Genomic DNA, 12,603 nt, shown 5'->3' with positions numbered 1-12,603 from the left:
TCAATATGCTTCGATTTCTTCTTATTCTCGCGTTGATGCCGCGATTGGCATCGGCGCAAGCTATTCTTACGGGTCAACTGACCGATAAAGCCACCCGCGAACCGCTTTTGGGTGCAACCATTTATCTGCCTGCCCTTAAAAAAGGAGCGGCTACCGATACGCTGGGCCGCTTCCGCTTAATCGATTTACCAACCGGAAACCAGCGTATCGAACTACGTTTGGTAGGCTATAAGACCCTGACTCGCACCCTGCGGCTGGCTGAAGGCGATAACCTGATAACCCTATCGCTGGAAACGGATGCGGCTCAACTTCAGGAAGTGGTGGTAACGGGCCTGACAACCGGGCAAACCGTAAAAGAAAGCCCCGTTCCTATCATTACGTACAACAAACTTCAATGGTTGCAAACGTCGTCGACAAATTTGGTCGATGCGATTGTAAAGCTGCCCGGTATGTCGCAGATTACTACCGGCGTGGGCCTGTCGAAACCTGTGATTCGGGGGTTGGGTTTTAACCGGGTCATTACCGTTCACGACGGCGTTCGGCAGGAAGACAACCAATGGGGTGAAGAACATGCCCTCCAGGTAGACGAGTACAGCATCGACCGCTATGAGATTATCAAAGGTGCAGGTAGTCTGCTCTATGGCTCCGACGGATTGGGTGGGGTAATGAGCCTGATTTCGGCCCGTCCGCCCGAAGTAGGTGTAGTGCGTGGGCAGGTGCTGACCAACTACCAGAGCAACAATGGGATGGTAGGGCTATCGAGCGTAGTGGAAGGCACCCGGCGTGACGGCTGGTTTGGTCGGCTGCGGGTAAGCGGTAAAAGTGCCGGAAACTACCAGAATCGCTACGATGGACGCGTATATGGCTCGGCTTATCGTGAATATGACGTTAATGGTACGGTGGGCGTTACGCGTAGCTGGGGGTACTCGCAACTATATTTCTCCAATTGGCACCAGGACATTAACATCGTAACCGGCGAACGCGATCCGTCAGGGCGTTTCCTGAAGTTAGTACGCGTAGCGGCTGACTCGGAAGGGCTTGCACCAGTAACAGACGCCGATCTGCGCGGTCGGATGATTGAACCGGCAAACTATCAGAATCTGAACCACCTGAAATTTTCGTGGAATTCGTACATAAAACTTGGCGGTGGACACCTGTCGGCCATTGTGAGTTACAACCAGAACCGGCGACAGGAGTTTGCCAGTACGCTCACGCCCGGTCAGCCAGCCCTCTATTTCTACCTACAAAATGCGTTTTATGACCTGAAATATTATTTCGCCGGACGCAATGGCTGGGATTTCACTATTGGTAGCAATGGTCAGTGGCAAAAAAATCAGAACCGGGGGCTGGAGATTCTCTATCCGGGCTATTGCTCGTTCGACGCAGGCGTGGTGGCGTTTGTGCAGAAGAAAACTGATAAATTTGTAATGAACGGTGGCCTGCGCATGGATATTCGTAGAATATCGGTTAATCCGCTCTATGCGAACAGTGAGGGAGCCTTCACTGAACAACCCGGTGGCGAAACGCGTTTTGCGGGGCTGAACAACACCTATTCGAACCCAACGGCCAGTTTCGGAGCTACCTATTTGCTGTCGAATCGCTGGACGGTAAAGGCCAATATTGCCCGTGGTTTCCGGGCACCTACCACTCCCGAACTCTCGGCCAATGGTGAACATGCCGGAACGTTCCGCTACGAAATCGGTAATCCGAACCTACGTTCCGAGACATCGTTGCAGGGCGATCTGGGCATCAGCTATGAAACGCCCGACGTGTCGGTAACAGCCAGCCTGTTTCGCAATCGAATCAACAATTACACGTATTCAGAAAAGGTTCTCGACCGTTTTGGCCGCGACTCGATTGTTGACCCTACCCGCCCGATTCTGACCTATCGTTATGTACAGGGAGACGCCGTTTTATATGGAGCCGAAGCGCAGGTTATGGTGAATCCGCGTTCGGCACGGTGGTTCCATTTTCTAAGTTCATACTCGCTGGTTCGGTCGCGGAATTTGTCGGCACAGAGCGACTCCGCACGCTATCTGCCGTTTCTGCCACCCCCGCGCCTGATTAATCAGGTAAAACTCACGCGGGCCGAAGCCGGAACTCACTGGCGAAACCTGTATGCCATGTTTGAGGTAGAGCACAACTGGCGGCAAAATCAGGCTCTGCTGGCCTACGGCACTGAAACCGAAACCCCTGCTTACACGCTCATCAACATCGGTGCTGGCTCTGATATTGTCAGTAGTGCAGGCCGACCGTTGTTTTCTGTTTACGTCACTCTTCAAAATTTGTTCGACATAGCCTATCAAAGCCACCAAAACCGTTTGAAATACTTCGGCGTCAATGAGGCCACAGGCCGCGCGGGGGTCTTCAACATGGGTCGGAACGTGAGCCTGAAAGTGGTGGTGCCAATAGGGAAGTAGTTATAGGGTGCAGGGGGTAAAAAGGGTGTAGGGTGTAAGGGGCTGACGCACGACCTTACACCCTACACCCTTTTTACCCCCTGCACCCTATTATTATTTCAACGTGGCAACGGCGTCTTTAATACGCTGCACCGCTTCGGCAAGGCTTTCGTCTGATGCCGCCGTGCTGATACGCAGGCAGTTCGGTGCGCCAAACCCTGATCCGGCAACGGTGGCTACATAGGCCGTATTGAGCAGCCACATCGCGAAATCGTCAGAATTATTGATATCGGTTGTGCCATCCGACTTGCCGAAATAATAGCTGATGTCAGGAAAAGCGTAAAAAGCTCCTTCGGGTACGTTGGTGCGAAAGCCCGGCACCTCGCGCAGCAGTTTCACCACCAAATCGCGCCGACGTTCGTAGGCTTTCGCCATTTCCTTCGATGCGTCGAGTGGGCCGTTGATTGCCGCTACAGCCGCTTTCTGGGCAATTGAGTTCGTGCCCGACGTTACCTGCCCCTGTAGTTTTTCAACGCCTTCAGCAATCCATTTGGCCGCGCCGATATAGCCAATGCGCCAGCCCGTCATGGCATAACCTTTCGCCACGCCATTCACAGTAATGACACGTTCAGCAATTTCAGGAATCGAGCCAATGCTGAAATGACCTTCGGGTGTGAAGTTGATGTATTCGTAAATCTCGTCGGCCAAAATGAAAATGTTTTCGTGCCGCGCCACCACGTTGGCAATGGCCCGCAGGTCGGCTTCTGAATAAATGGAGCCGGTTGGGTTGTTTGGCGAGGCATACATCACAATTCGTGTACGCTCGGTAATGGCCGCTTCAAACTGTTCGGGCGTTACTTTGAAATTGTTCTCGAACGCTCCATCAACAACCACGGCTTTGCCTTCGGCCAACTTCACCATTTCGGAGTAGCTAACCCAATAAGGCGAGAAAATAATGACTTCGTCGCCGGGGTTGATCAGCGTTTGAATAACGTTGGCGAGCGAGTGCTTGGCCCCGGTCGACACCACGATGTTTTCGGGTTTCCAGTCGATGTTGTTGTCACGCTTGAACTTATCGGCAATAGCTTTGCGCAGATCGGGGTAGCCCGCCACGGGCGAGTAGCCGTGAAAACCGTCGTCGATGGCTTTTTTGGCGGCTTCGCAGATGTGAGCAGGCGTTTTGAAATCGGGTTCGCCAACGCTCAGGCTGATAACTTTGTGGCCCTGTGCGGCTAATTCGCGGGCTTTCTTGGTCATTCCCAGCGTCGATGATTCCTCAAGTGCAGTGATGCGGTCGGCTAACAAACTCACGGCGTCAAGCGTGGCAGACATATTGGTATTGTTTTTTGACAAGTTAACAACAAATCGGGCGCAAAGGTACGATATTTTCAGTGGAACGATGTGGCTGTTAGGGAATTAAAAACTATACTTGCACTGGTTCTCTATTTGTAAACCATTCGCAGAAACTTCATGTTCAACATAATAGCAAGACGAACCTTACTCGACTATTGCAGGAAGTACCCATCAGCCGCTAATGCATTAAAGCAGTGGTATGCGGAAATGGAAGTTCGGGAGTTTGCTACTTTTAATGAGGTGAAAGCTGTTTATGGCAATGCAAGTATCGTTGCTGATGACCGCGCTGTTTTCAATATTATGGGTAATAAGTATCGTTTAGTTGTGCGAATGGTTTTTGATTACAAGATGATTCAAATTAAATGGTTCGGTACCCACTCAGAGTATGATAAGATTGACGTAACAACCGTACAATATCAAAAAGCATGAAACTCAAACCTCTTAAAACTGAGCAGCAATACGACGAAATGATGGCTTGGGTAGATGAACAGTTCGACCGTAAGCCATTGCCGGATAGCCCGGAAGGAGAGACATTACAGATAGCTTTGCTATTAATTAAAGTGTATGAGGACGAGCATTATCCAATACCTGCCCCTGACCCCATTGATGCTATTCGGCTGAAAATGGAAGAGCAAGGTATTCGTAACAAAGATTTTGTAGGAAGATTAGGTAGTAAAAGTTATATATCGGCAGTTTTAAATCGGCGCAGGCCATTAACTCTCGAAATGGCTAAATTCTTTCACAAAGAGTTGGGCATTCCAGCAGGTGTTTTGTTAGGCTAATTCATAACTCGTTGAACGGCATAACCTCCCCCGCATCCGTACACTCTGCCAATAGCTCTGCATTTGTCTTCCCCAATACGGGATGCACAAATGCGGGAGCAACTTCGGCCAGTGGCACGAGCGTAAATCGACGTTGGTGCAAGTAGGGATGCGGCACTGTTAGTCGTTCGGTCTGAATAACCTGCTGACCGTAGTAGAGTAGGTCAATATCAATGGTCCGCGCACCCCATTTCTCCAGACGAACCCGACCCAGTTCGCGCTCAATGTATTGCGTCTGGTCGAGTACGGCTTCAGGCTCCAGCGACGTTTCCAGTACCAGTACCTGATTCAGAAACGCCGGTTGGTCCAGCACACCCCACGGTGCCGTTTCGTACAAACCCGATTGCGCCATCACCGGCCCAACGCGTTCGGCCAACAACTCAGCCGCCCGGCGTAGCGTAGCCACGCGGTTGCCGAGGTTCGCGCCGAGGAGGAGAGTGACCATTGAATGATTGAATGACTGAGTGATTGAATGACTGAGTGATAGAATGACTGAGTGGCAGAATGATTTAATGAGGTTGATTCAATCATTCAATCATTCAATCATTCAATCATTCAATCATTCAATAGTCCTTTATCGCCTTCATGCCGTAATACGCTTTGATCTCTTCCTGGCTGGGCGTTTTCAGGGGCCGCACGATGCGGAAGCCAACGAATGAGGCCGAGGTGAGCCACCAGTCTGATTTGGGGCTTTGTGGGTCCAGCACTTTCCAGGCCGGGGCCGAGGGGGTGCGGGCCGCAGAACGTAACACCTCCGGGCCGTCGTCCCACGAGCCGCCCCGAACGGCATTGGGGTAGAGCGTAGTTGTGGGTGCATAAGGTTCTTTTACCTTTCCAGCGGCTTTCTGTTTATAATAATCTTCGATGTACTGATCCTGCGTCCACTCCATCACGTTGCCGTGCATGTCGTTCAACCCGAAGGGGTTTGGCTTTTTTGTGCCGATTTTCTTGTAAGCACCATCGCTATTGCCACTAAAAACCGCGTATTGACCCAATAACTTCGGGTCGTTGCCGAACGAATACGCCGTTTGCGTTCCGGCGCGGCAGGCATATTCCCATTCTGCTTCAGTAGGCAGACGGTAAAAAATGCCGGTTTTGTCGTACAGCCACGCGCAGAATTTAATAGCTGCGTACTGCGTCATGTTAATGGCCGGATAGCCAGCCCGTCCCATGCCGAACGACATATCGACATACGACGGGCTGGGCCGCGTGGTAGCGTCGGTTTTGCTCAGGTCGGCTCCGTCGGGGTAGCGGGTGGCCATTTCTTTTTCAATGTTTTTGGTCGTAAAAAGGTCGTAAATATCCCATACAACTTCATACTGCCCCATCCAGAACGGCTCAACGGTTAGGTTATGTTGCGGGCCTTCATCGGGCTTACGGCCTTTTTCGGTGGCTGGGCTTCCCATTTTGAATGCCCCGCCCGGAATGGCAACCATCGGGTAAGTCTGGTTCGATCCGGAAATAACCTGCGTATAAGATTTAAATTCGGTAGGTGTCTGAGCCAGCGTACCAACGCCCGTTGCGGTTGTCGTAGCCACAGCTAATAAGAAATGTTTCAAGCGCATTTTCAGTTGTAAGAGCAAAGGGGTTGCTACTGTATTGACAGGTAAAAGTACGAACGATTTCCTTGTTGTACCTTTGTGGAAAATCGGATGGAACACCATTGAGTTTCCATCAACCGTATATGAATTATCTTTCAGCCGAAAATATTACTAAGTCTTACGGTGACCGTATGCTGTTTCGTGACCTGACGTTCGGGCTTAACCGGGGCGACAAGGTTGCCATTGTAGGAGCCAATGGGTCGGGTAAGACCACGTTGCTGAGCGTTTTGGCCGGGGCTATACCGCCCGACGCAGGCGTTGTCAGTCAGCGCAAAGACATCACGGTGGGCTACCTCGATCAACAGCCTGATCTAAACAACGCCCTGACCGTGATGGAGGTGGTGCTGGCGGGCGATAGTGCTCAACTCGACGCACTACGGGCCTACGAACACGCGCTGGCAACGGGCAATCAGGCCGCGCTCGAACGGGCGATGGCCGATATGGAAAAGCTCGAAGCATGGGATTATGAGTCGCAGATTCGGCAAATGCTGGGCGAACTGGGTATTCAGGACGTAACGCAGCCAGTCAGTATGCTATCGGGTGGGCAGCGCAAGCGGGTGGCTCTGGCACGGGTGCTGATTCAAAACCCCGACCTGATTATTCTCGATGAACCAACCAACCACCTCGATCTGGAGGCTATAGAATACCTCGAAAACTACCTCAATACCAACAATGGTACGCTGCTGATGGTCTCGCACGACCGCTATTTCCTGGATCGGGTCTGCAATCAGATTGCCGAACTCGATGGCGGGCAGTTGTACAACTATCGGGGTAACTACGCCTATTTTCTCGAAAAGAAAGCCGAACGCAAAGCACAGGATGCGGCTGAGCTGGAAAAAAACCTGAACACCTACCGAACCGAACTCGACTGGATGCGTCGGCAACCGAAAGCGCGGGGCACCAAAGCTAAATACCGCGAAGATGCGTTCGAGGATTTGGAAGGTAAGGTAAAAGGCCGCAAACGTGATGGAGAACTCGACCTGAACCTGCGTACCACCCGGCTCGGCAGCAAGATTCTCGAACTCGAAAACGTCAGTAAACGCTTCGGCGAGAAGGTGCTTCTCGATCACTTTAACTACACTTTCAAACGTTTCGACCGCGTTGGCCTGATTGGCAAGAACGGCATGGGTAAAACCACACTCATGAACATGATTACGGGACTGTTACGGCCCGACTCTGGCAAAATCACCACCGGCGGCACGGTGAAGTTTGGTTATTACACACAAAATGAACTGGACTTGCCCGATAATCAGCGGGTTATCGACGTGGTACAGGATGTGGCCGAAGTAATGAAACTCGATACTGGCGATACTGTTACAGCTACCCAACTTCTGCACCGTTTTCTGTTCGACCGGGCGAAGCAGTACGACTACGTTGCCAAACTGAGCGGGGGCGAAAAACGGCGGTTGCAACTGCTGCTGGTGCTGGTGCAAAATCCCAACTTCCTAATCTTAGACGAGCCAACCAACGACCTCGACATCACTACCCTGAACGTACTGGAAGAATTTCTGCTAAGTTTTTCGGGCTGCGTGCTCATCGTTACGCACGACCGCTATTTCATGGATCGGCTCGTTGACCACGTATTTGTGCTGGAAGGCGAAGGCAGGGTCCGCGATTACCCCGGCAACTACACCGATTACCGCGAATGGCGCGATGCACAACCGAAAACAAGCGCGGCTTCACAAAACGGTAAAACTGAGTTGAGTGCGCAGAAGAACCAAACGCCCGCGCTGGTGGTTTCACAGCCGACGACCAACGGTGCGAAAAAGAAATTGTCGTTTAAAGAGATTCGGGAATACGAAACGCTTGAAAAAGAAATCGAATCGCTGGAGCAACGGAAAGCTGAGGTTGTGGGTCTGCTCAATAGCGGTGGACATCACGAACAGTTGACTGCCTGGGCAAAAGAAATAGACCAAATCGAAACCGATATTGCCCAAAAATCAGACCGTTGGTTAGAGTTGGCGGAGTATATGTAATGTTGAATGAATGAGTAGTTGAGTGATTGACTATACAAACAGCTAACTCATTCATTCAGGCACTGATCCTCATGAACCAAATCATCGAGTTTTTCCAGTATTTACTCAATTCGGAAGAGATTATCCGAACAGGAGGTCTGGTGCTGATTACGCTGATAATTTTCGTTGAAAACGGCATCTTCTTCGGCTTCTTTCTGCCGGGCGATTATTTGCTGTTTTTATCGGGCGTATTTGCCGGAACGAAGTTGCTGAATGTGCCATTGTGGCTGCTGCTTACCTGCATTTTCAGCTCGGCAGTGCTGGGTTCACTGTTGGGGTATGGCACAGGGCACTTTTTCGGTGGTCGGCTGCAAAACCGGCCCGACTCGCTTTTTTTCAAGAAGAAATATATTGACGACACACGCTCGGCTTTCGAGAAATACGGTACGAGCGCGCTGATCGTTGCCCGGTTTCTGCCCGTTGTACGCACGTTTGCTCCGTTGCTGGCCGGTTTAATTCACATGAATTTTCGATTTTTCATGTTGTACAACATTATCGGCGCGGTTATTTGGGTTGGTACGCTGGTGGGTGGAGGCTACTTCTTTGGCGAACGCTTCCCGTGGATTATTGATTACGTTCACTGGATTATCATTTTCTTCCTCGGTATCACTACCTACACGCTGGTACGGGGTATTATGAATGCCCGCCGGGAGCGACAGGCGGAAAAGGAGCAGGTTTAAAAGGCCGGTTGGCCCTGCCAACAAGTAAACGAACCCGGTGCCTTCTACCAACAAATAGTAGAAAGCACCGGGTTCGTTTTAGTCCAACTATATGGCGACCTCTATACGTTCGCTGACGTTAGTTTGGCACCAAGATATTCGCGGTTCATGCGGGCAATATGATCGAGCGAAATAGACTTCGGACACTCCACCGAGCAGGCACCTGTAAATGAGCAGGCTCCAAAACCCTCAGCATCCATCTGCGCTACCATCCGTTCAACGCGTTGCTGCTTCTCGGCCTGACCTTGTGGCAAAACCGCCAGATGCGATACTTTGGCCGCTACAAACAGCATGGCCGATGCATTTTTACAGGCCGCTACGCAGGCACCGCAACCAATGCACTGAGCCGCGTCCATCGCTTCGTCGGCAATGTTACGCGGCACCGGAATTTCATTGGCGTCGGGAGCCGAACCGGTGTTTACCGACACGTAGCCACCTGCCTGCACCACCCGGTCGAAAGCCGAACGGTCTACCATCAGGTCTTTGATAATTGGAAAGGCCCGCGCACGCCAGGGTTCGACCACAATCGTATCGCCGTCATTAAACGAGCGCATGTGCAACTGGCAGGTCGTGGCACCCGTTTGTGGGCCATGTGCCCGACCGTTGATGTACATCGAACACATTCCGCAAATACCTTCGCGGCAATCATGGTCGAACGCAACGGGTTCTTCGCCTTTGTGGATTAATTCGCCGTTCAATACGTCGATCATTTCCAGGAAAGACATGTCGGGCGAAATGTTGTCGAGCGCGTATTCGACTAACTTACCCGGCGTATTACTGTTCTTCTGTCTCCAGACTTTCAGGTTAACTTTCATTGCTTTACAAGTTGTAAAGTTATAGAGTCGTGAGGTTGTATAGTTGAGGATGCGTCAGCAATCCTCAACTATACAACCCTACAACTTTATAACCTATTTATAGCTTCGCTGGGTGAGTTTTACGTTCTCGAACACCAATTCTTCTTTGTGCAATACCTCAGGCTGATTTTCTCCGGTGTATTCCCAGGCTGCTACGTAAGCGTAGTTGACATCGTCGCGGAGTGCTTCGCCATCTTCGGTTTGATACTCTTCGCGGAAGTGACCACCACACGATTCGTTCCGGTTCAGGGCATCGTCGACCATCAGTTCGCCCAGTTCGATGAAATCGGCCACACGACCTGCGTTTTCGAGCGATTGGTTTAACTCCTCGTTCTCGCCCGTCACGCGCACGTTCGTCCAGAACTCGGTCCGAAGGTCCTGAATCATTTTTTTGGCTTTCGTCAGACCCTCCGCACTGCGCGACATACCACAGTAATCCCACATAATCAGGCCCAGTTGCCGATGAAACTCATCGACTGTCTTCTGACCATTGATTGACAGCAACTTCTGAATCTGAGCCGTTACCCGTTGCTCCGCTTCTTTAAAGGCCGGGGCATCGGCGGGTAGTTTGTCTGCCGGACCAATAGTTGCCAAATAGTCGCCAACGGTATATGGAACCACGAAATAACCGTCGGCCAGTCCCTGCATCAGGGCCGATGCACCCAGCCGGTTGGCACCGTGGTCGGAGAAGTTGGCTTCACCCAGGGCGTATAGACCCGGAACGGTAGTCATCAGGTTATAGTCGACCCACAAACCGCCCATTGTGTAGTGAACGGCGGGGTATATCATCATCGGCGTTTCATACGGATTATCGTCTACGATTTTCTCGTACATCTCGAACAGGTTGCCGTATTTGGCTTCGATGGTTTTGCGACCGTCGCGCTTAATGGCATCGGCAAAGTCGAGGTATACGGCCAGTCCGGTTTTGCTCACGCCCCGACCTTCGTCGCATACGTATTTAGCATTGCGTGAGGCAACGTCGCGTGGCACAAGGTTGCCAAAAGACGGGTATCGGCGTTCTAAGAAATAATCACGGTCTTCTTCTTTCAGGTCAGTCGGTTTCATCTGACCCTTCCGAATTTTTTCAGAATCTTCCTTCCGTTTCGGCACCCACACGCGACCATCGTTCCGCAGCGACTCTGACATCAGCGTCAGCTTCGACTGATAATCGCCTTTCACTGGAATACAGGTTGGGTGAATTTGCGTAAAGCAGGGATTGCCGAACAACGCGCCCTTCTTGTGTGCCCGCCACGCAGCCGTTACATTAGACCCCATCGCGTTGGTCGATAAGTAGAACACGTTGCCGTAGCCGCCCGTGCAGAGCAACACCGCGTGGGCCGAGTGCGATTCTATTTTACCCGTGATGAGGTTGCGGGTAATAATGCCCCGCGCCTTGCCGCCCTCAACAACGAGGTCGAGCATTTCGGTGCGGGTCAATAACTTCACTTTACCATTGGCAACCTGCCGACTCAGTGCCGAGTAAGCACCCAGCAACAACTGTTGTCCGGTCTGACCACGTGCGTAGAAGGTTCGGCTTACCTGTGCTCCGCCGAACGAACGGTTCGCCAGCAGACCACCATACTCGCGGGCAAAAGGAACGCCCTGCGCCACGCACTGGTCGATGATATTTACGCTTACTTCGGCTAAGCGATGTACGTTGCCCTCACGAGCGCGGTAGTCGCCCCCTTTTATAGTGTCATAGAATAACCGAAACACTGAGTCGCCATCATTCTGGTAGTTTTTGGCCGCGTTGATACCGCCCTGTGCAGCAATCGAGTGTGCCCGGCGGGGGCTGTCCTGAAAGCAGAGTGCTTTCACGTTGTAGCCCAGTTCGGCCAGCGACGCAGCCGCCGACGCGCCAGCCAGCCCCGTGCCTACCACAATGATGTCGTATTTACGCTTGTTCGCCGGGTTTACCAGCTTCAAGCCGAACTTATGCCGTGCCCACTTTTCGGCTAATGGCCCTTCGGGAATCTTTGAATCCAGCTTCATACGTTTTGAATGATTGAATTTTGAATGATTGAATGCCTGAACAACCGAATGAGTTTGCATGCTACTCATTCAATCATTCGACCACTCAATCATTCAACCATTTATATAATCCCGTGAACTTGCAAGAATATGTAGATAGGCATGGCGGCAAACGCAGCCGGAATAATGATGGCGAAGAAAATTCGGCCCACATTCTCGATCAGCGGGGTGTATTTCGGGTGCCGCCAGCCCAGCGTCTGAAAGCCGCTCTGGAATCCGTGCGCAAGGTGATAGCCAACGGCCACCATGCTGACTACATACAACAGCACGTACCACCATTCCGAAAACGCTTCCTTCACAACAGCATACAGGTCTTTGTACTGCTTACCATCGTACTCGGCCATCGGCACTGAGCCAAAGTGCATTTCATACCAGAATGTACGCATGTGGATGATAATGAACACCAGAATGACAGTGCCCAGAATGCCCATGTTGCGCGACGACCAGGGGCTGTTGGCCTCCGGTTTCGAGTAAGCGTACTTGACCGGGCGAGACGCCTGATTGTGGCGCGTCAGAATCAGAGCCATCAATGCATGAACCAGAATCGACGTGTAGAGCAGATACGACACCGTCAGAATCAGTGGATTATGCGTCATGAAATACGTATACTCATTGAACGCCCGCCCGCCGTCGGCTTTAAACAACTGGAGGTTGCCCGCCATGTGGACGATTAAAAATGTACTTAAAAACAGCCCTGTCAGCGACATGATGACCTTTCGGCCAAGCGAGCTGGATAGTGTTTGTGTTACCCAAGCCATACGGTGAACGACACGAAAAAATAGTTATAAACAAGTGAGAAATAGCCAATTT

At 51.5% G+C, this 12,603-nt stretch carries 11 protein-coding genes; 5 read left to right on the top strand and 6 right to left on the bottom strand.

Annotated elements, in window-relative coordinates; translation table 11 throughout:
- Positions 1–5: 5 nt before the first annotated feature.
- Positions 6–2,420, top strand: coding sequence for a TonB-dependent receptor (locus AWR27_RS19545; protein WP_077132747.1), 2,415 nt, complete (start codon positions 6–8; stop codon positions 2,418–2,420).
- Between the two features lie 93 nt (positions 2,421–2,513).
- Here AWR27_RS19545 and AWR27_RS19540 read toward each other — a convergent pair whose 3' ends face one another.
- A complete protein-coding gene (locus AWR27_RS19540; RefSeq protein WP_077132746.1) occupies positions 2,514–3,731 on the bottom strand; it encodes a pyridoxal phosphate-dependent aminotransferase in 1,218 nt (405 codons plus the stop codon).
- Positions 3,732–3,869: 138 nt separating this feature from the next.
- On the opposite strand from AWR27_RS19540, the gene AWR27_RS19535 reads away from it, so the two are divergent.
- Together AWR27_RS19535 and AWR27_RS19530 are read left to right on the top strand one after the other, a co-directional pair.
- The gene (locus AWR27_RS19535; protein WP_077132745.1) at positions 3,870–4,181 is read left to right on the top strand and encodes a type II toxin-antitoxin system HigB family toxin; all 312 of its coding nucleotides are present in this window, start codon (positions 3,870–3,872) and stop codon (positions 4,179–4,181) included.
- The gene (locus AWR27_RS19530) at positions 4,178–4,534 is read left to right on the top strand and encodes a helix-turn-helix domain-containing protein (protein ID WP_077132744.1); all 357 of its coding nucleotides are present in this window, start codon (positions 4,178–4,180) and stop codon (positions 4,532–4,534) included. The genes AWR27_RS19535 and AWR27_RS19530 overlap by 4 nt, the downstream gene beginning before the upstream one ends.
- A 1-nt stretch (position 4,535) precedes the next feature.
- On the opposite strand, the gene folK is transcribed toward AWR27_RS19530, so the two are convergent.
- Together folK and AWR27_RS19520 are read right to left on the bottom strand one after the other, a co-directional pair.
- A complete protein-coding gene (gene folK / locus AWR27_RS19525; protein ID WP_077132743.1) occupies positions 4,536–5,018 on the bottom strand; it encodes a 2-amino-4-hydroxy-6-hydroxymethyldihydropteridine diphosphokinase in 483 nt (160 codons plus the stop codon).
- A gap of 118 nt (positions 5,019–5,136) precedes the next feature.
- Positions 5,137–6,138, bottom strand: coding sequence for a formylglycine-generating enzyme family protein (locus AWR27_RS19520; RefSeq protein WP_077132742.1), 1,002 nt, complete (start codon positions 6,136–6,138; stop codon positions 5,137–5,139).
- Positions 6,139–6,257: 119 nt separating this feature from the next.
- Between AWR27_RS19520 and AWR27_RS19515 the strand changes: the two genes are divergently transcribed.
- Together AWR27_RS19515 and AWR27_RS19510 are read left to right on the top strand one after the other, a co-directional pair.
- Entirely contained in the window at positions 6,258–8,150 is a 1,893-nt protein-coding gene (locus AWR27_RS19515) for an ABC-F family ATP-binding cassette domain-containing protein (protein WP_077132741.1), read from the top strand.
- A gap of 71 nt (positions 8,151–8,221) precedes the next feature.
- Positions 8,222–8,869 (top strand): DedA family protein, encoded by a 648-nt coding sequence (locus tag AWR27_RS19510; protein WP_077132740.1) that lies wholly within the window; start codon positions 8,222–8,224, stop codon positions 8,867–8,869.
- Between the two features lie 101 nt (positions 8,870–8,970).
- On the opposite strand, the gene AWR27_RS19505 is transcribed toward AWR27_RS19510, so the two are convergent.
- From AWR27_RS19505 to AWR27_RS19495, 3 genes are all read right to left on the bottom strand, one after another.
- Complete coding sequence (locus AWR27_RS19505; RefSeq protein ID WP_077132739.1) at positions 8,971–9,723, bottom strand: succinate dehydrogenase/fumarate reductase iron-sulfur subunit; 753 nt, start codon at positions 9,721–9,723, stop codon at positions 8,971–8,973.
- A gap of 93 nt (positions 9,724–9,816) precedes the next feature.
- Complete coding sequence (locus tag AWR27_RS19500) at positions 9,817–11,754, bottom strand: fumarate reductase/succinate dehydrogenase flavoprotein subunit (RefSeq protein ID WP_077132738.1); 1,938 nt, start codon at positions 11,752–11,754, stop codon at positions 9,817–9,819.
- Between the two features lie 101 nt (positions 11,755–11,855).
- Positions 11,856–12,551 carry a succinate dehydrogenase cytochrome b subunit gene (locus tag AWR27_RS19495; RefSeq protein WP_077132737.1) on the bottom strand — a complete coding sequence of 232 codons (696 nt, stop codon included), beginning with the start codon at positions 12,549–12,551 and terminating at the stop codon, positions 11,856–11,858.
- Positions 12,552–12,603: the final 52 nt, after the last annotated feature.

Origin of the sequence: Spirosoma montaniterrae (assembly GCF_001988955.1) — a bacterium.
GTDB lineage: Bacteria > Bacteroidota > Bacteroidia > Cytophagales > Spirosomataceae > Spirosoma > Spirosoma montaniterrae.
Note: the sequence above shows the minus strand (reverse complement) of the source record. Positions and strands in the feature narration are given on the sequence as shown.